Origin of the sequence: Butyricimonas paravirosa (assembly GCF_032878955.1) — a bacterium.
GTDB classification, from domain to species: domain Bacteria; phylum Bacteroidota; class Bacteroidia; order Bacteroidales; family Marinifilaceae; genus Butyricimonas; species Butyricimonas paravirosa.
Genome location: NZ_CP043839.1, coordinates 4086603 through 4105774, shown reverse-complemented (window position 1 = coordinate 4105774; position 19172 = coordinate 4086603). Strand labels below are relative to the sequence as shown.

At 43.0% G+C, this 19172-nt stretch carries 11 protein-coding genes; 3 read left to right on the top strand and 8 right to left on the bottom strand.

Annotated elements, in window-relative coordinates; all coding sequences use genetic code 11:
• Window positions 1-2: 2 nt before the first annotated feature.
• The 5 genes from F1644_RS16675 to F1644_RS16655 form a co-directional block, all read right to left on the bottom strand.
• Complete coding sequence (locus tag F1644_RS16675) at window positions 3-3578, bottom strand: SusC/RagA family TonB-linked outer membrane protein (protein WP_118305298.1); 3576 nt, start codon at window positions 3576-3578, stop codon at window positions 3-5.
• A 106-nt stretch (window positions 3579-3684) separates the two neighbouring features.
• Window positions 3685-4848, bottom strand: coding sequence for a FecR family protein (locus F1644_RS16670; RefSeq protein WP_118305297.1), 1164 nt, complete (start codon window positions 4846-4848; stop codon window positions 3685-3687).
• Window positions 4849-4936: 88 nt separating this feature from the next.
• The gene (locus F1644_RS16665; RefSeq protein WP_118305326.1) at window positions 4937-5482 is read right to left on the bottom strand and encodes an RNA polymerase sigma-70 factor; all 546 of its coding nucleotides are present in this window, start codon (window positions 5480-5482) and stop codon (window positions 4937-4939) included.
• A gap of 48 nt (window positions 5483-5530) precedes the next feature.
• Window positions 5531-8140, bottom strand: a complete 2610-nt coding sequence (locus F1644_RS16660) for a hypothetical protein (protein WP_118594355.1) — start codon at window positions 8138-8140, stop codon at window positions 5531-5533.
• Window positions 8141-8157: 17 nt separating this feature from the next.
• Window positions 8158-10311: a cation:proton antiporter gene (locus F1644_RS16655; protein WP_087420811.1), complete on the bottom strand. Its 2154-nt coding sequence runs from the start codon at window positions 10309-10311 to the stop codon at window positions 8158-8160.
• A gap of 118 nt (window positions 10312-10429) precedes the next feature.
• Here F1644_RS16655 and F1644_RS16650 point away from each other — a divergent pair, with 118 nt between their 5' ends.
• Complete coding sequence (locus F1644_RS16650; RefSeq protein ID WP_118594357.1) at window positions 10430-12802, top strand: GH92 family glycosyl hydrolase; 2373 nt, start codon at window positions 10430-10432, stop codon at window positions 12800-12802.
• A 55-nt stretch (window positions 12803-12857) separates the two neighbouring features.
• Here the strand turns inward: F1644_RS16650 and F1644_RS16645 are convergent, their stop codons facing one another.
• Window positions 12858-13874, bottom strand: coding sequence for a 2-oxoacid:ferredoxin oxidoreductase subunit beta (locus F1644_RS16645; RefSeq protein ID WP_087420809.1), 1017 nt, complete (start codon window positions 13872-13874; stop codon window positions 12858-12860).
• Window positions 13875-13876: 2 nt separating this feature from the next.
• Window positions 13877-15721 carry a 2-oxoacid:acceptor oxidoreductase subunit alpha gene (locus F1644_RS16640; RefSeq protein ID WP_087420808.1) on the bottom strand — a complete coding sequence of 615 codons (1845 nt, stop codon included), beginning with the start codon at window positions 15719-15721 and terminating at the stop codon, window positions 13877-13879.
• A gap of 393 nt (window positions 15722-16114) precedes the next feature.
• Here F1644_RS16640 and F1644_RS16635 point away from each other — a divergent pair, with 393 nt between their 5' ends.
• Together F1644_RS16635 and corA are read left to right on the top strand one after the other, a co-directional pair.
• Window positions 16115-17653, top strand: a complete 1539-nt coding sequence (locus tag F1644_RS16635) for a mechanosensitive ion channel family protein (protein WP_209279494.1) — start codon at window positions 16115-16117, stop codon at window positions 17651-17653.
• A gap of 60 nt (window positions 17654-17713) precedes the next feature.
• Complete coding sequence (gene corA, locus F1644_RS16630) at window positions 17714-18775, top strand: magnesium/cobalt transporter CorA (protein WP_118305292.1); 1062 nt, start codon at window positions 17714-17716, stop codon at window positions 18773-18775.
• A gap of 55 nt (window positions 18776-18830) precedes the next feature.
• On the opposite strand, the gene F1644_RS16625 is transcribed toward corA, so the two are convergent.
• The gene (locus F1644_RS16625) at window positions 18831-19145 is read right to left on the bottom strand and encodes a DUF3467 domain-containing protein (protein ID WP_087420806.1); all 315 of its coding nucleotides are present in this window, start codon (window positions 19143-19145) and stop codon (window positions 18831-18833) included.
• Window positions 19146-19172 lie beyond the last annotated feature (27 nt).

Genomic DNA, 19172 nt, shown 5'->3' with positions numbered 1-19172 from the left:
ATTTAAAAAGTTACATTCAATCCAAAAGTAAACGTCGGTCGCTCCGAAAGTTGCACTTCCGTGAAACCGCTCTGCACGGGCGTCTGTCCCTTCAGCTTACTATTCGTCACGATAAAAGGATTACTCACAGAGGCGGAAACTTCCAACAATGAAATGCCCCACCGTTCAGCATCAAACGAGTAAGTCAATCCCAGATTGGTACATTTCAAATAATCAGCACTCACCACCCGGAGATTACTATAATTATACATCTCCCACTTCGTGTCTGCAATTAGAGGAACTTGCCCAGAGGTAAAACCGGACCAGTGGCTCAAGCTAGAAGATGAGCCGCCATCTATCATAAATGCAGGAATATTTGTATATTTTTCATCCCCCGGATGCTGCCAGCGTTTCAGAAAAGTTCTATTCAAATTACTCTCCGGACGTACCCTAGCTCCATTATCCGTGTACAACTTAAACAAACGTGTCTTTGCCCCCAAGCTATAAGAGAATGCCGCATTCAAACGCCATCGTTTATAATTCACCGTCGTGTTCAATCCCCCGAATATAATCGGCTCCCTTCTACCCGATTCCTCTAACACCTGAGTAAACACCTCATATTTTGACTTTCCATAAAGAGACTCCTGCTCATCTTCCATATCATCAAACATTGGCAATCCCTTTGAATCTAATCCCGTGAACTTATAAGAGTAGAACGAACTCACAGACTTACCCTTCACCACGGCAGTCCCATTCAGAAAATTCGTACGTTCGAACTGATCTGCCCCAGGTAACGAATTTACCTCATTATTCGTGTGGGTAAACGATGTTGACACGTACCAACGCAAATCTTCCTTCCGAATCGGGTTCAGAGTGAGTGCAAAATCATACCCGCTATTCACGATCTCGCCCCCGTTCACCACGTAAGAAGTCATACCATTCACTCCCGAAATTTCCTTGTTCAAATAAGCATCTTTTGTTTTTTTCCGATAATACGAGGCTACGACCATCAACCGACGCTGAAACATGGAAAATTCCACTCCCACATTCAATGAACCCGTCTTTTCCCACTTCAAATCTGGATTCGGATAAGTAGTGATCGACGAAACATACTCCCCGTAATGATCATTATACGGTTTTTTCGAAATAATCGCCACAGGCGACTGCCCGTCCAGCATATTCCCTTGATACCCATAGGACATTTTCAACCGCAAATCATCAAACCAATCCTGTTCCCCTTTAAAATGCTCCATCACGTTATAATTAAACGAAGCCGACCATATCGGTAAAAGTTTATCATTACTTCTCTCTCCAAACTGGTTCGAACCATCATACCGCACATTGGCATTCACGGTAAACCAATTCCCATAACTATAGGAAACACTACCGTACCACGACAACATATTACTCAAATTATCCGTCACCACCGGCACATTCTCCGACATCCAATTCGCATAGGAGGTGTACACTGTGGGATCAACCACGATAAACTGTTTTCCGCGCTCCGGATCATATCCCCGGGTAATATTTTTGTACGCATCATATTTCGTGGAATTTGTTTCCATACCCACCGACGCATTTACATTATGTTGCTGATCAATACCCCAGTACCGATTCAAATCTGCCTGCAACCGGAACATGTATGACTTGTTACGAGATTTATCCACCGTCAACTCTCCCCCTCTCGGCATTCCGGAACTTTCATCCGCTCCCGCCTCATCGGCGCTTCTTCGAATTAGAGCAGCATGATAAGTCTTCGATCCCCAGTATCCCTCGATATCCGTATTTGCCACCGAATAAGATAAGATCGTTGAAATTTTCAACCATTCCCAAGGCTTCACATTCAGATTCGCCCGGAAAGTAACAGAAGAACCCTCCTGCCGCTTACTACTATTCTCCAACTCGTTAAGTATATTGTAGTCATAGTAAGAAAAACCACTCGGAATCAAATAAAAACTATACTTCCCCTCTTCCGTGTAAGCCGGAATCGCCCGACTTGTATTATAAGCATAATTAATCGGAGAAATCTCCTCTTGATAATATTTCCGTTTTGACGTGTTCGCATTCACATTGAACGAAGCCGCTAACCAAGGTGTGAAATTCATATCCAAATTCAATGTCCCCGTGTAGCGACGGTCAAGATTAGGCTTCACCACATCCTCCTCGATATTAACCCCCACGGAAGAATAATAACGGACTTTTTCCGTTCCTCCTGTCACGCTCACCGTATGGGAAGAAGAAAAGGCATCCCTTGTCAACAACTTAAACCAATCCGTGTTCTCCTCGCCCAGATAGGCTACCTGTTTCTCGAACTCCTCGTACGTGATCGTACGGTTATACAGTTCCCGCAATAACTTCTCGTACCCGACCCAAGTAACACTTGTCGCATACTGATAACCTGCCTCCGCCAACTCACGGGAAACATTCAATCGCTCCTTGGCACTCATCAAATCTATATTTCGATCCGAATAACGAGGCCTTAGCTTCAACGTGGCTGTTCCACGATAAGAAATTTGCGGTTCCCCAACGTGTCCCCGTTTCGTGGTAATCACGATCACTCCATTCGCAGCTTTCGTACCGTAAAGAGCCGTCGCCGAAGCATCCTTCAACACGTCGATACGTTCAATATCCTGCGGATTCAACCCGGAGATAGCATTACCGATACGATTTATATAATCCGGATCATTCAACTCGTCCGGCGAAATCTGCACCGGATCCTGCACGATCACACCATCTATGACCCACAACGGTTCCCGATTCCCGATCAACGTCGAAGTTCCCCGAATCCTAATTTTCGGGGCAACACCCGATTCACCAGAATTCGTCATCACCATCAAATCAGGGATCTGCCCTTCCAGCATCTTGTCCAACGTCGATACTCCCGGAATCATGATATCCTCCATTTTTACCGAAGACACAGCACTCGTTGACTTCCGACGATCAATTACCTGATAACCAGTAATCACGACCTCATCCATTTCGTTCACTTCTTCTTCCATCACCACGCTCAACATCTTCTCTCCCTTCCACATCACCTCCTTCGTCCTCATACCCACGAACGAAAATACAAGCACCATCGAATCCCGTTTAGGAAACGTGATCGTAAAATCACCATTATTCGCAGTAGCCACGCCAATAGCCGTTCCCTTCCCGACAACAGTTACCCCCGGTAATGGCTCTCCTTTTTTATCTTTCACCACTCCTTTAATCACGACCATTTTATTTTCAGGATTCTCATCCTTCACCCGAATAATTACCAAACGACCATTGATCTCGTAAGTCAATTTTGTATTCGCCAAGCAAATATCCAGTACCTCTTTCAAATCCGCTTGTTTCACATTCACGTTTACAGAAGAAATCTGGTCCACGTCTTCAATTGAATACAAGAAAGTATATTCTCCTTTCTGTTCAATCAACTTGAATACATTTTCCAACTTCCCACCTGTCATCGAAATATCGTATTTCGCCGTCTGGGAATACGCTCCTGCCATACTTTGCAAGACACACACTAAAAGTAGTAATACTGTCACTTTCATCTTTAACAAACTAATTTGCAACTTTCCCCTCTTGAGAAAGTCAAATTCTCGTTTTTTTTTCATAGTTTTGTTTAATTCTTTAAGGTTAAACTCTATTGCTAGTTTGTTGGAGCAAACTACCAATAATGAAACTTTAAGCAGGGAAGTGTTGGAGCACTTTCCTGTTTTTTTATTTGGCTCGCACTATAATTTTCTGTTCATCTACTATAAAATTCACTTTCCCAGTCTTTTCTAACATTTCCAACGTTTCGGATATATCTGCATATCGCTCCACGATTCCGGAGAAAAGTATATCCTTCACCCGACTTTGTTCATAAAATACCGTCACGTTATACCAACGAGACACATCATCCAGTATCGTCTCTAAACGTTCCCGACGAAACACAAACCTTCCTTTCGTCCAAGCACTGTAAGCAACTGCATCAACTTCACGCACAGCAAGTTTGTTTTCCCCTACCAATAAATCCGCTTGTTGATTCGGTAAAAGTTCAATACGTTGCGTGGGAGTTTTCACCTCAATTTTACCACTCACCAAAGTTGCCGTCGAACGATTGTCTGCAGCAAAAGACCTCAAATTAAAGGATGTCCCCAGCACTTTCACCTCCATTCCATTTATTTCCACGATGAAAGGCTTGCTCTCATCCCGCTCAACTTCAAAATAACCTTCACCATCCAAACGTACCCGCCGTTCTTTTCCTACAAAAGCAATCGGGTAAGTCAATCTAGTCCCCGCATTCAACCACACTCTCGACCCATCAGCTAATGTTACTTGAAATTCACCCCCATTCGGGATTTCCAACACGTTAAGTCGTTCGTCCTTCACGGTAGATTCCGTTTGATACACTAACGTCTTATCCACTTGTTCTATTTTCCCGGAAAGACTGTCTTCAACAATCACCGTGTTATTGTCTGCCAAAACGACTTGCTCCCCGTTATCCAAATGTAATATCGCCTTTTGTGTCCCCGGTGTAATCCGGGCTACTTTTTTACCTTCTTGTACCGAATCCTTATTATCCGACATTTGGAAGGCAAACCATCCCGCCACCACCAATATCATCACGGATGCCGCATACCCGATCCATCGCAACGACAACCGAGACCTTTGCGGAGCTATCTGTTTTTCAATTTTATTCCACACCTGTTCCCGATGTACATTTCGGTATTCAGCATAACTCCGACTTAATGAACTTCCTTTTGCTAATTCATCGAATATCTGCCTATTAAAATCAGATTCCTCCAACCAAGCAAGCAGTTCTTGCTTCTCCTGCCCGGTAAGTTCCCCGATTTTATCCTTATAGATCAATTCCGCTATTCGAATATATTTTCTAGTCATATCTATTCGTTTATATTCCTAGAACAACTGAAATAAAAAAGCGGGTAGTGAAAAACTTAAAAAAATCGCTCTTTTTAATAAGAATGTTCTAAATAAGAAACAGAAGATAAAATTGATCTTTCAATTTATCCCGTAATAGTTTGTAAGCGTTCTTTTTATGAAATTTTACCGTATTCAGAGAAATCTGCAATTCTTCCGCAATTTCCTGATTATCCATTCCTTCGAGATTCAACAGACACACCTTTCTGCAATGTTCCGGTAAAGAATCAATGGCAGTAAAAATTAACCGGCGTGTTTCTTCTTCAATTACCGACCTCATATAATAAAGCTCCGCATCCTCGTCCTGAAGAATTTCATTCATATAATGTTGCTCAATCTTACGATGTTTCAACACATTCAAAGCCTTATTCCGCACCGTAGAATATAAATACGCCTTCACGGAAAGTTCATCCGGAAACTCCAGTCGATTTTCCCATAAAGCCAGAAAAGCATCCTGTACAAGAGATTCACTCTCTTCTCGCTCTCCCAAATAACGATCAGCAAAAAGAACCAAGGAATTAAAATATTGATCGAACACTTGCTTGAAATCAAGCTGCGTCCCATTCGTTAATATAAAACAATAATTCCTGTTCATACCTATCATCCATCTCTATGAATGGCAAATATGCAAATAAATTTTGAATTATTTCAATATCAGGGGAACACGTTTCCGACAAATCACTCCTCTTGAAGTTATTCCTTCCACGATAATAGAATATTTTCCGTACGTATCTGCCGTGTAGAAAGACAATTTAGCCGGGGCATCTTTACTGATCTTGACAACCGGTTGCCAGTAAATTGTCGAGCGTTCGTCATAACGATTATCCCGACGCACGGAATCAATCTCGTATTTCGGCACATAGAACTCATCCGGGATCTGGTAGCCCATGATTTTAAAAGGTAACACATTGGGACGCCCCAAATCCTTCGGTGTCCACCCCGGTTCCGCGGAGATAATTAATACTCCGTTAGCTCCCCGATCTCCAAAAAAGATTTTCCCTTGCATCTGATCCAACAAAGATATATTCCGCAAAGCACCCGTTGGGATCAAACGAATCTGGTCCATCGTTTCTTCAAAATCATTTACCAAAACGTACAATTTCCGCCCGAACTGTTTGAAACAATCTTCCCCATCATCATCTTTTTCAAACGTCACCCCGGGCAACTGCTGCACGATCCAAGTTATATCCAAAGCTGAATTTTCAGCAATACGGGCCGAATCCAACTGATGATTAGCAATGTTATCGTAAAAAGAATAACTCTTTTTCTGTTTCCGACGGGACACGAGTACCTCATCCAGCACATATACTTTCTCCCCGTTCTCGTAATAGTAATCCTGCCCGAACTTCTTATAAAAATCATCCTCTTCTTTCTTCGCTTCCAACGTGTTAGGCAACGTATAATGCGGGGGTAAAAATTCATCCTGATCTATATTCACGGTCACGCCTCGACGTCCCTTTGCGCTCAATGCCTGCACTAAAAATGAAGTACTATCGTGGAAAGCCAGACCGTCAATCAAAAAGCTCCCCGTCTCATCCGTTTCCACCATCCGACACAACCCATAATTTGAAATTAACACGATATTAGCCCCCTTTGACTTTTTCCCCCAGAAATTATTCACTCTACCGGAAACCGCCTGCCCGACCTCCAACGGGTATTTCAAATCATTAAACTTCCCCTTAGCCAACTTGGATACATCAAAACGAGTCCACCCGTGTGTCATCATCACCAAATCCAGATTATCCTCAACCTCCGGTGTTGTATCATTGAAATAATAAGCCGGGTTATCAATGTATCCCTTCAAATCCGAAGTTAATAACAAATTGGATAAAATATTGTCCTCCAAAGAATCCTGCACCACTTTTTGATCATCTGTCACGGATATTGAAAACGATCCATCTAACACGCCTTTATATGCCTCTTCAAAATCAATCTCCATTTCCACTAATTCTCTGGCAATATACGTCGGCTTATCTGTCGTAATTTTCAACTCCGGACGCTGGTTGCGTTTCACGAAGAATAATCGTTGACTATACACGTTTCCCGCAGAGTCAAGTAACACAATATGCGAGATCCCTTCCGGCAAAATATTCAAATTCACACTTCCCCTTTGCAAACCATTTACCCGATTCATCCCGACAACGATACCCCGACAATGCACTACCGTGTACAATTCCTCCGGCAATATAGCATTCTCTCCTTTGATCACCCGATAACTCAAAATTGAATCCTTCCGGCTAACCGAAAGTCCCCATCCTGTCTCCGAAACTTCGGGCAAATCAAATCGTTTTTCAACCCCTTCCTCCGTTTTCATCACGGCATAAAACTTCTTTCCCGGATTCACGGGCAAACGGAATTTTCCCATTCCGTCATGCTGAGTATGAACCGTAGCAATCACGATCGAATCTTGATACACATCTCCCGAGGCCTCCACGGCTCTCCCGTCAGCCCCGATAGCCTTAAACGCCACTTGCTGAAAATTCCCCGATAACAAATTTCCTCCTTCCGGGAAAAACTGCACGTCAAAATCCTTTAATTGTGAGGGGATATAAATATAGCGTTTAAACGGGAAAGGTTGTCCATCCCGAAATTCCACTTCGATTGTTTTCATCGTGGTATCAATCTTCACTTCAAACTTCCCGTCTTTATCCGTTCGGGCCGGTTTCACCGAATACTGATCCTTCTTCACCCCGGCAATATAAGTTACCGATGTCCGGCTATATGGTTCTCCCTGCCCGTCTGACAAACGAATCGTTGCCGTGTAATTATTTTCCCGATTCTTCGTGTATGTCACGTCTGTCCATACCCTTGAATCTTTCGGGTTAATCACCCGGATCTTCTTTTTGAAAAAATAATCCTCCCCTCCATTCTGCATATAATACGTAAAAGCCCGCAAAGAATAGTCCCCTTGCTGCAAATCCTTGGGGATCTCGATCTGCCCGAAAAAACAAGAATCCCGTTCAGCAACTTTCACCCGCTGAATCACGGAATCCCGTCGATCGATCAAATCGACATAAATATAGTGACTATAAACCATAGGAAACACCGCAGCCGCATGTACTTGGTAAGCTCGGAACCACAACTTATCTCCCACCGTGTACACGCTTTTATCCGTGTGCAGGTACACTTTTTCCTGTTGCAACTCCCGGATCTGTGCCGTAAAATTAGTGATCAACTTCTTTTCAAAAGGAGAAAACTCGTTAAAAGCATATCCCAACAAAATAATACCCAAAAGAACGATCACTTTTTTCATAGGACAAACGAATTAAATCATTTATTTCTCTTGAACAACCCTCTCAAGACATCCGCCAGATCATCCAGGCTGTCATGAGAATCCGCATGAGGTATACTCTTTAACGCACCTAACTCCTGTTCGCCAATACCTATCTGCATCGGATAAACCAAAATACAACTATTTTTACAGAAATACTTGTTCAAATAAGTCGGGATCATCGTCATATTTCTCAAATAAGAGGGGTAATTCCTTCTACTCATCACGATCATCAAAGCATCATTTTCTTTTATATCACGGGATATGATCAGAAAATCATCCCAATTATTGAATTCATTAAACTCAACCTCGATATGATGCTTGGCATGTATATCCTGTAACACATTCAACACGGCAGTATCGGCATAAAACACGATCTTACTATTTGAATTCTTAGCCATATTCCACACTCGAATTACCCAGTAAGGGAAACCGATTTCTCTCTCTGCCCGGAACGGTACCACCACAACGTAACGTTTTATCGTGGATAAAGGCTGTGCCGGACGGTAAACTAATGTAGTCGTGGCACATTTTGATAATACCCGATCTGTCAGGTTCCCCAAAAAGGTATCAGAAATGACCCCTTCTTTGCGAAGTCCCAGTACAATATCAGTTATCTTATGCTCTTTCGTGGCATTTTTGATACCATTTACAATATCCTCATCATAACGCAAGGATGTCACCAACTCGTTATCTGTTGCCGCAGCAGCTTTCGTTGCCTTTTCCAGTAACAGATTCGCTTTCTTCTCCGCCATACTGTCTCCCTCGTCCGCTTGAATCACGTTCAAAGCCGTCATCACGGCTTTCGCCTTTTTGGATTTAATCGTTACAGCCAAACTGACTAACTCCTCCACATTCTCGATATTACTCAATGGAATCAAAATGCGATCTTCTACTTCTTCACTATCCACGCTCTCATCTTCTGCAAACTCGGCCAAAGCCACCTCCTGCGCTCCTTTCTGCGTGGCAAAAGAGGCAATAATACAGGTCACCAAAATCATCACGATCGTACCATTCAACACGCTTTCATTCAGTAAACGAATCGGTTCTCCTTCCGGAGTTGTCCCCAAAATAACGTTATACCCCACCAGAACTGCCGCCAAAGTAGCCGCCGCTTGAGCATTACTCAATCCAAAAATCAATGTCCTTTCAGAAGCCGTAAACCGGAAGTTTTTTTGTGCCAGCCAAGCCGGGATAAACTTCGATACGGTTGCCACCACACACATGATAACAGCCACCCATATCGTGGTCAAATCATACAAAAACACGTGAAAATTCACCAACATTCCGACCCCGATCAGGAAAAACGGAATAAACAAAGCATTCCCCACGAACTCAATCCGGTTCATCAATGCCGACGTATTCGGAATCAAACGATTTAATGCCAATCCCGCCAAGAATGCCCCGATAATAGCCTCCAACCCTGCCGCCTCTGCCAAGAAAGAGGCAAAGAAAACAAGGCCCAGAACAAATATAAACTGCCCCACGCGATCATCATATCGTTTGAAATACCAGCGTCCAACAAAAGGAAATCCCCAAAGCACGATAAAAGCAAACACGAGCGTTGATACACCCAAACGTATCCAGAACCCTTGAGTCAACTCTCCCGTGGACATTCCCACGATAACCGCCAACACGAGCAAGGCCAGCAAACAAGTCACCACGGTCCCGCCAATCGTCACGTTGACCGCCCGATTCTTTGTGATTCCATATTTACTCACGATCGGATAAGTCACCAACGTGTGAGAGGCAAACATACTCGCCAATAAAATGGAAGTAGGATAAGAGAAATCCAATAAATAAACCCCGGCAAATGTTCCCAAAATCATCGGGATAAAGAACGTGTAAAGACCGAATATCAAACTCCGTTTACTATTCTTTTTAAAATCCGCCATATCAATTTCCAGCCCTGCCACGAACATGATATACAATAAACCCACTGTCCCGAACAACACGATACTACTATCCCGATCCATGATATGCAAGCCGTAAGGCCCGATCAAAGCACCGGCAATAATCAGACCGACAATATCCGGAATCTTAAAACGATGTAATACAAGTGGGGCAAACAGAATAATAAAAAGGATTACAGAAAAGATTAACACGGGATTCGTTAATGGTAATGTAACACTTAGTATATTCAGATTCAACATAAAAGGAATATTTTAGCCGGGTTTCTACTCTTTACATTACAAATTTATTCTTTTTTAATGAATAAAGAAGTAAAAAAAGATAAATTTGTCAGCGAAATCACCTTAACCTAAAAATAAGATGCAAACTACAACCCGTCTCTTTAGCCTATGTTTATTAATTCTAGTTTTTTACTCGTGCCAATCTTCCCCGGGAAAGAAACAACCGGTAGATTGGGTAGATCCGCAAATCGGCTCGGTACATGGCCGTTGGTTTTTCTATACCCCGGCCGCACTCCCCATGGGAATGGCCAAACTGGCCCCGACCACGAATGCCTACGGTAGCTATGGTAGCTGGTTACCCTGTGGATATGATGATCGACATTCTTCCATTGAAGGATTCGCCCATTTTCACGAGTTCCAAATCGGGGGCGTTGTAACGATTCCTACCACCGGGGAATTAAAAACCTTACCGGGTACATTAGAAGATCCGGATTCCGGGTATCGTTCACGCATCGACAAGGCAACAGAAATATCCTCTCCCGGTTATTACGCCGTAACTCTCACGGATTACAATATCAAAGCAGAAATCACGGCAACCACCCGGACGGGTTTTCACCGCTATACCTTTCCCCAATCCGCCACGTCAAGAATACTGTTTGACATCGGGCATAAACAAGGAGAAAGTGCCACCATCACGGATGCAGAAGTCACGTATCATCCGGAAACTAACGAAGTGACCGGATGGGTGGAAAACTACCCGATTTATGCCACATTCTGCCAGCCGGACGGGAAAATAAAAATCTACTTTGCCGCCAAACTGGACAAGCAACCGCAAACAATAGGAACATTTATTGACGAGAAGGTACAAGAAAACTCCAACACGGTAAAAGGTCCCGGATGCGGGCTATATCTCACCTTCCCGACAAAAGCGCATGAACAGGTACAAATGCAAGTCGGTCTATCCTATACCAGCATTGAAAACGCACGTAACAATCGAGATACAGAAGTTGCCGACAAAAGTTTCAATGACGTGAAAAATGCCGCCCGTCAAATTTGGAATGAAATGCTCGGTCGCATCCAAGTAGAAGGCGGAACCCCGGAAGATAAAACCAAATTCTATACCGGGCTCTACCATGCCCTACTCGGCAGGGGAATTGCCAACGACATAAACGGACAATACATTCGACATGATAAAACGATCGGCCAGATCCCTCTGGACAAAAACGGAATTCCGCTCTATTCCCATCACAATACTGACGGGATGTGGGGCGGTTTCTGGAACCTCACCCAAATATGGACATTAGCCTATCCTGAAATATATTCCAGCTACATAAAATCAAATCTGGACTTTTTCAAAAACTCCGGTTGGTTACACGACGGGGAGGCTGCCGGAGTATACACGAACGGAGTACAAACCAATTTCCAAGGATTAATCATATGTGCCGCCTATCAAGCCGGAATTCGTGATTTCAACATAGAAACAGCCTGGAGTGCCATCTGTAAAAACGAACTAGAATACAAAGGACGGGATATGGGGAACGGGAAATACGACAATGAATACTTTATCAAACAAGGCTTTGTTCCTTTGAAAGATTATCTGTATCCCAATAACTGGGTCTGCAACTTCGGGGCATCCCACACGCTGGAATACGCCTTCAGCTGTTACGCGGCGGCACAAATGGCCAAAGCTCTCGGGAAAACAGCTGTCTACGACACCCTCATACAATACTCGTACGCCTACAAAAATCTATTCGACCCGGAAACAAAATATATGCGTCCCCGTGAAATGGATGGCAGTTTCATGAAAGACTTCGACCCTCTGAAAGGTTGGAAAGGATTCCAAGAAGGAAATGCCGCACAATACACTTGGTATGTTCCCCATGACATCCAAGGTTTGATAAACCTCATGGGAATCGATCTTTTCAACGAAAGACTGGAAAAAACATTTATCGAATCCCGGAAAACACAGTTTGGTGGAGGAAAAGAGATTGATAGTTTTTCCGGTGTCGAGAAATTATACAATCAAGGAAATCAACCCTGCCTACACGATGCTTGGCTATTCAACTATTCCGGCAAACCGTGGTTGACACAACTATACACCCGGTTAATCTGTGATGAGTTCTACGGAACCACACCGGAACACGGTTACGGCTACGGACAGGACGAAGATCAAGGACAATTAGGAGCCTGGTATGTCATGGCTGCCATGGGCTTATTCGACGTGCAGGGAGGAACCAACATCACCCCTTCTTACCAAATCGGTAGTCCTAAATTCCACAAAATCACGATCAAACTCGATCCCCGGTACTATTCCGGTAAAACACTCGTGATTGAAACAGAAAACAATGCTCCCGATCATTATTACGTGCAGTCCGCAACACTCAACGGGCAACCGTTAGAAGATTGCTGGTTCTATCGGCGGGAAATTATAAACGGCGGACACTTGAAACTACAAATGGATTCTACCCCCAATACCCGTTGGGGAATTGCATCCATGCCCCATTCCAAATAAACAAAACAAAAAAGTCCGAGCTTTAAACTCGGACTTTTCTACATATTAAAAACCATTATTTTACTTCCCAAACGTCTCCGCTGTTCAATAAATCTTCAACACAATGGATAGAAGATTTTGCCTTCACGTTCTCAATCTGGGCATCCAATGCATCATTATAAGTCGTACCTTCCACGTCACGGATCACACCTAAAGCCACGGGATATTCCGGAGCTTTCATGTGTACCAGCATCCAATGCATAGAAGGATTTTCGCTGTGAGCATCATGTACCATAATATCATCCAACGTGATACCATCCTTACCGATCTCAACAACTTTCAACTTACCGGCCTTCATATCAAACATGATACCTTTATCCTTGTTCTTTCCGAAAACCATCGGTTCGCCATGTCTCAAGATCAATTGACGCTCTTCCTTCATCTCTTTATCCGTGATAGCGGAGTGAACCCCGTCAGCAAAGATCACGCAATTCTGAAGAATTTCCACGACAGCAGTACCTTTATGACGCACACCGGCCTCGATAACTTCTGCACTCAAGTTGATATTCATATCCAACGTACGAGCGAAGAATCTTCCTTGCGCACCGATTACCAACTCTCCCGGGTTAAACGGAGTTTCGATTGTCCCGTAAGGAGAAGTTTTAGTTTTCGTACCCAACTTCGTGGTCGGAGAATATTGTCCTTTCGTTAGCCCATAAATCTCGTTATTAAACACCAAAGTGGTAATATCGATATTACGACGAATAGCATGAATAAAGTGGTTACCACCAATAGCCAAAGCGTCACCGTCACCGGAAACTTGAAGGACATTCAATTTCGGATTAGCACTTTTAGCTCCGGATGCGATAGCAGCAGCCCGTCCATGAATCGTATGAAAACCATAAGTATTCATGTAATAGGGGAAACGGGAAGAACATCCGATTCCGGAAATAACTGCCCACGATTCTTTCGGGTACCCCAATTCAGCCATGGCTTTCTGTACGGAGTTAATGATACCATGGTCACCGCAACCCGGACACCAACGAATCTCCTGGTTGCTCTTAAAATCTTTCGGTGTATATTGTTCTGCCATGATTATTTTCCTAATAATTCGGTTATTTTTTCTTTCAGCTCAACTACCGTGAAAGGTAATCCGGCCACTTTGTTATATTGATAATACGTGTAATGCGGGAATTTAGCTCTCAAATACTGAGCAAACTGTCCCAAGTTCAACTCGCAAACGATAATCTTCTTGAATTTACCAAGAACCTCATCCGTGTTCTTCGGAAGCGGGTTGATAAAGTTGAAATGAGCCAAGCTCACGTCTTTACCTTCTTCTCTCAATTCACGAACGACCGAGTACAAGTGACCGTAAGTACCACCCCATCCAACAACAAGAACATCTCCACCATCTTGATTTCCGAAAATCTCCTGTTGAGGAATACTGTCAGCGATCTTAGCCACCTTAGCATCACGTAAATCCGTCATAATTTGATGGTTTTCCGGCACGTAACTAATCTCTCCCGTTACATTTACCTTCTCCAAACCACCGATACGGTGTTCCAAACCTTTCGTTCCCGGTAAAGCCCACATTCTGGCCAAAGTCTCCGGATCACGTGCATACGGTTTATAATCATCACCTTCTTTAGCCACTCTCGGGGTAATAGAAGGATAATCTTTCAATGAAGGAATCTTCCACGGTTGAGCGCCATTACCCAAGAACCCGTCTGTCAACAGGACAACCGGAGTCATGTGTTCTACAGCTATTTTAGCAGCCCAGAAAGCATAGTCGAAACAGTTACCCGGGGTACTTGCAGCTACAACAGGCATAGGGCTTTCACCATTACGTCCGTAAAGAGCCTGCAACAAGTCGGATTGTTCCGTTTTCGTGGGAAGACCGGTTGAAGGACCACCACGTTGTACGTCAACAATTACCAATGGTAACTCCGCCATTACGGCTAAACCGGCAGCCTCGCTCTTCAAGGCCAAACCGGGACCTGAAGTTGTCGTGATGGCCAGATTACCCACGTAACTTGCACCGATAGAAGTACAAATTCCGGCAATCTCGTCCTCTGCCTGATAGGTCTTCACGCCTAAATCACGTCTCAACGCCAACTCTTGTAAAATATCAGTTGCCGGAGTGATAGGATAAGAACCGCAGAACAAAGGTAAATTCGCTTTTTCAGCAGCAGCTAGGAATCCCCATGCCGTAGCCTTATTACCGGTAATCGTCCGGTAACGTCCTTTCTCGATCTGAGCGGGAGCCACGTTGAAGTGTACAGCCAAAGCATGAACGTTAGAAGCATAGTTAAAACCACTTTCCAACACTTTCACGTTAGCACTTGCAATCTCCGGTTTCTTGGCAAACTTCTGGTTAATAAAATCTCTCGTGTGATCCACCGTACGGTCGAACATCCAGTAAATCATACCAAGAGCGAACATATTTTTACATTTAACGATAGACTTCTGATCCAGACCACTGTCTTTCAAAGCCTCTTCCGTTAAAGTCGTGATCTTCACGGGGACCACGTTATAATCTTGCAAGACTACATCTTCCAGCGGGTTTTCTTTATACCCGGCTTTTTCAATGTTCTTGTCTGTAAATGCATCCAAGTTCACGATAATCGTTGCACCTTTTTTTGCCCAACGCAAGTTAGCCTTTAAAGCGGCAGGATTCATCGCCACGAGCACGTCTGCAAAATCACCCGGAGTTTTAATGGGATCATTCCCAATATGTACTTGGAACCCGGAAACACCACCAACCGTACCTTGCGGGGCGCGTATTTCAGCAGGATAATCCGGAAACGTTGATACACCGTTTCCAAATAAAGCAGCAGCATCCGAGAATTGCTGGCCGGTCAATTGCATTCCATCTCCCGAATCTCCCGAGAAACGAATCACAATGTCTTTTTTGTCGATAACTTCTGTCTTTTCACTCATGACTTAGTTACTTGTTCTTAAATATTAAATTATAAATTATATTCTATAATATCACGCAAATTTTATGTTGTAAAACATGCGTAAAGGTAGCCAATAGAAATATCTAAACAAGTTTGTATCAGTATTTTTTTCTTTTCAGATATTGCCTTGACAATCAAGTCAGAGCATGTCAAAAAACATATTTTTCGACACAAATAAAATAAAACAATTCTAAACAACACATCTTTTTCCGTCGTTTTTCGGTTACTTTCTTGTTACGATTGAAAATTCCAGCGATAAAATCTCTTTCAATATGGAACAAAATCAGTCTTTAAATTGTATAGATAATAAGTTTTGTATAATTTTATCAAGTAAACACCTACACGGCTATAAGTTATTTAAAATACACTTACTATGAAAAACCATTTGATTCTACTCTGCCTGCTACTTGTACTGATAAGTTGTGGAAAGAAATCATCTATCACCGATTTCATTGATAATCCGGATGATTCACGAAATCCTTACACCATCAGTTCTACCCATGTAGGAACAATTGCAAGAGGTACGAACATCCATCAGCTCTACTCTATATTCCCAGCGAAACAAATCAAACTCACCAAAAACAAAGGTGGGTTCTTCAATCAGGAATTTGATGACTATAATGTGTATGATGCAAACGGGAAACTATTATTCACAGCGACTCCGGAAGTTGCCGGAGATACCAGTTCATTCATTAATCGCATCATCATCCGGGACACGTCATTCAAAACACCGGAAGGAATCGGCCTAAACTCCAACCTGGGACAAATACGGGATGCTTATCACAACATCGACTATCTTCCCGCCTCGGGAGAGATTGTTGTTTCCGTTCCGAAAGTCAGCACCAGTTTCTTAATCAACAAAGCAACTTTGGATGATTCATGGTGGGACAACAACACGAACCAAATCATAGCAAAGAACATCCCGGACAGTGCAAAGATCGACGGGGTTGTCGTATTTTGGAACACGAAAGAATCTCAGCAGATTCCAGCCGTCTTCACGGCAACATTCTGGAATGAAATGCTGACAAAACTAATTACTTGGTGTGTTATTCAACTTCCATCAATCGTGATTCTTATTATTTTATTCGTTTCATTACTCCGAGCCTTACGATTCACAACCCGAAAAATGAAAAAGCTCGCTATCAACAAAGCCTACAAAGCTGAAAATATTGACAACAACGAGGCAGAAAAACGAATTAACACACTCACAGGAATCATATATGGCATCGGAAGAATCTTCCTATGGGTAATCTTTTTGCTAATCCTACTCGGGAAATTCAATATCAACATAGCCCCTATTCTGGCCAGTGCCGGAATTGTCGGGTTAGCCGTCGGTTTCGGAGCCCAGGAATTAGTCAGGGATTTCATATCCGGTTTCTTTATTCTACTGGAAGATCAGCTACGCACCGGAGACTGGGCGGTAATTAACGGAACGGAAGGATTGGTTGAAAAAATAGAATTAAGAACCGTTACTCTACGAGATAGTTCAGGCACCGTACACATTTTCCAAAACGGGAAAATAGACACGCTCTCCAATATGACCAAAGAATGGTCTGCCATTGTCCTGCAAATCGGGATCGGTTACAAGGAAGACACGGATAATGCCGTCATGCTCATGCAACAAGTCGGAGACGAAATGTTCAATGACCCTGTTTACAAAGAAATGATGCTCGAACCCGTGGCCATCAGCGGGGTAAACGACTTTGCCGATAGTGCCGTGGTCATTCGCCTTGTTATCAAGACAAAACCCATGCAACAATGGGCCGTTGGCCGGGAATATCGCCGTCGTCTGAAAAAAGTATTCGACGCTAAAAACGTGGAATTCCCCTTCCCGTACCGTACACTAACCTGGGGTGACAGTTCTAACCCTATAAAACTGAAAATAGAACCGGCAGACTCGGACTCGAAATAACTTTTACCTTTTAGTTATTAACTTTTATCTTTTAGTTTTTAACTTTTAATTCGCACGCACATGGCCCGTTTCCTCAAAGACCGCACGAAATCACAAGGAGCCGCACCCGGCTCCCTGATCTTCATCGGCAAACAAAAAATGACGAAAAACTCCATTCAGGTGATTCAATACACTTCAGAAGGAATTAAAGAGTTCTTTCCCGAAACCATGGAAAACATTGTAAATGTAGTATCCAACGACCACATGACCTGGATCAACATTTCCGGTCTGCAAAACACGAAACTAATTGCAGACATGGGAAAGGCTTTCGATATATCTTCCTTGTTTCTGGAAGACATTCTAAACACGGATCAACGCCCCCGGTTCAGTGAAGAATCCGACCATTTATATATTATTGCCAAATCCTTCTATTTCGGTAAAGACGACGGGATTGTTCACATGGAACAACTCTCTTTTATTGTCGGTTCCCATTACCTGATCACCATTCAGGAGACAGATGCCAATTATTTCAAGGATGTAAAAAAACGCCTATACGACGGGAAAACCCGCATTCGCTCTTTCGGAACGGATTATCTCTGTTATGCACTACTGGATACGCTGGTAGATAGCTACATCATTAACCTGGAAATACTAGGAGCTGCCATAGAAGAACGCGGTAAAACAATTTTAGAGGCGGACGTTAAAGTCGTAGAAGACCTTTACCACTATAAAACAGAACTTTCATACATCCGAAAAAATGTACGCCCGTTCAAAGAAGTCACAACTCGTTTCATAAATTGTGATTCACCCTTGATAAACCAAAACACGTACACTTATTTACATGATTTGGACGATCTGGTTGTACAAGCCCAAGAAGCCATCGAGATATACTATTCCATGGTCTCCGATCAAATAAATCTCTATCAAACTAATATTGGAAACCGACAAAATGATGTTATGAAAGTGTTGACAATCTTTTCAACCATTTTCATCCCACTTACTTTCATCGCCGGTATCTACGGAATGAACTTCGAATATATCCCAGAACTAAAACACCACTACGCCTATTTTATCCTCTGGGGCATCATGGTGGTCATCACCATCACCATGCTCCTCTACTTCAAAAGAAAAAAATGGCTCTAATAATTTCAAATTTTAGATTTTAGATTTTTATCACACAATCTAAAATCTAAAATTATCAAGCTTGTCCCTGCGGTTCCAAATCCACCGGGAACATGGGAGCCATAGGGCCGCCTTCCGGTAAATTGATTTTCCCGAAATCAATCTCGAATCTCCGAACATTATCTTGTAATGCCAGTAACAAACGTTTCGCGTGTTCCGGGGTCAAAATAATACGGCTTTTCACTTCAGCCTTGGGCATCCCCGGCATAATACGGATAAAGTCAATAATAAACTCGGAGGAAGAATGAGAAATAATTGACAGATTCGAATAAGTTCCTTGTGCGACATCTCGATTTAATTCAATATCAAATTGTTGTTTTTTCTCTTCCATAATAGTCATTGGTTAATAGTTTATACA

Bases quoted from the DNA above. Each gene is read 5' to 3' on its own strand.
- corA (WP_118305292.1), top strand. From the start codon at position 17,714: ATGGCCCGTTTCCTCAAAGACCGCACGAAATCACAAGGAGCCGCACCC.
- F1644_RS16670 (WP_118305297.1), bottom strand. From the start codon at position 4,848: ATGACTAGAAAATATATTCGAATAGCGGAATTGATCTATAAGGATAAA.
- F1644_RS16645 (WP_087420809.1), bottom strand. From the start codon at position 13,874: ATGGCAGAACAATATACACCGAAAGATTTTAAGAGCAACCAGGAGATT.
- F1644_RS16655 (WP_087420811.1), bottom strand. From the start codon at position 10,311: ATGTTGAATCTGAATATACTAAGTGTTACATTACCATTAACGAATCCC.
- F1644_RS16635 (WP_209279494.1), top strand. From the start codon at position 16,115: ATGAAAAACCATTTGATTCTACTCTGCCTGCTACTTGTACTGATAAGT.
- F1644_RS16675 (WP_118305298.1), bottom strand. From the start codon at position 3,578: ATGAAAAAAAAACGAGAATTTGACTTTCTCAAGAGGGGAAAGTTGCAA.
- F1644_RS16625 (WP_087420806.1), bottom strand. From the start codon at position 19,145: ATGGAAGAGAAAAAACAACAATTTGATATTGAATTAAATCGAGATGTC.
- F1644_RS16650 (WP_118594357.1), top strand. From the start codon at position 10,430: ATGCAAACTACAACCCGTCTCTTTAGCCTATGTTTATTAATTCTAGTT.
- F1644_RS16640 (WP_087420808.1), bottom strand. From the start codon at position 15,721: ATGAGTGAAAAGACAGAAGTTATCGACAAAAAAGACATTGTGATTCGT.
- F1644_RS16660 (WP_118594355.1), bottom strand. From the start codon at position 8,140: ATGAAAAAAGTGATCGTTCTTTTGGGTATTATTTTGTTGGGATATGCT.
- F1644_RS16665 (WP_118305326.1), bottom strand. From the start codon at position 5,482: ATGAACAGGAATTATTGTTTTATATTAACGAATGGGACGCAGCTTGAT.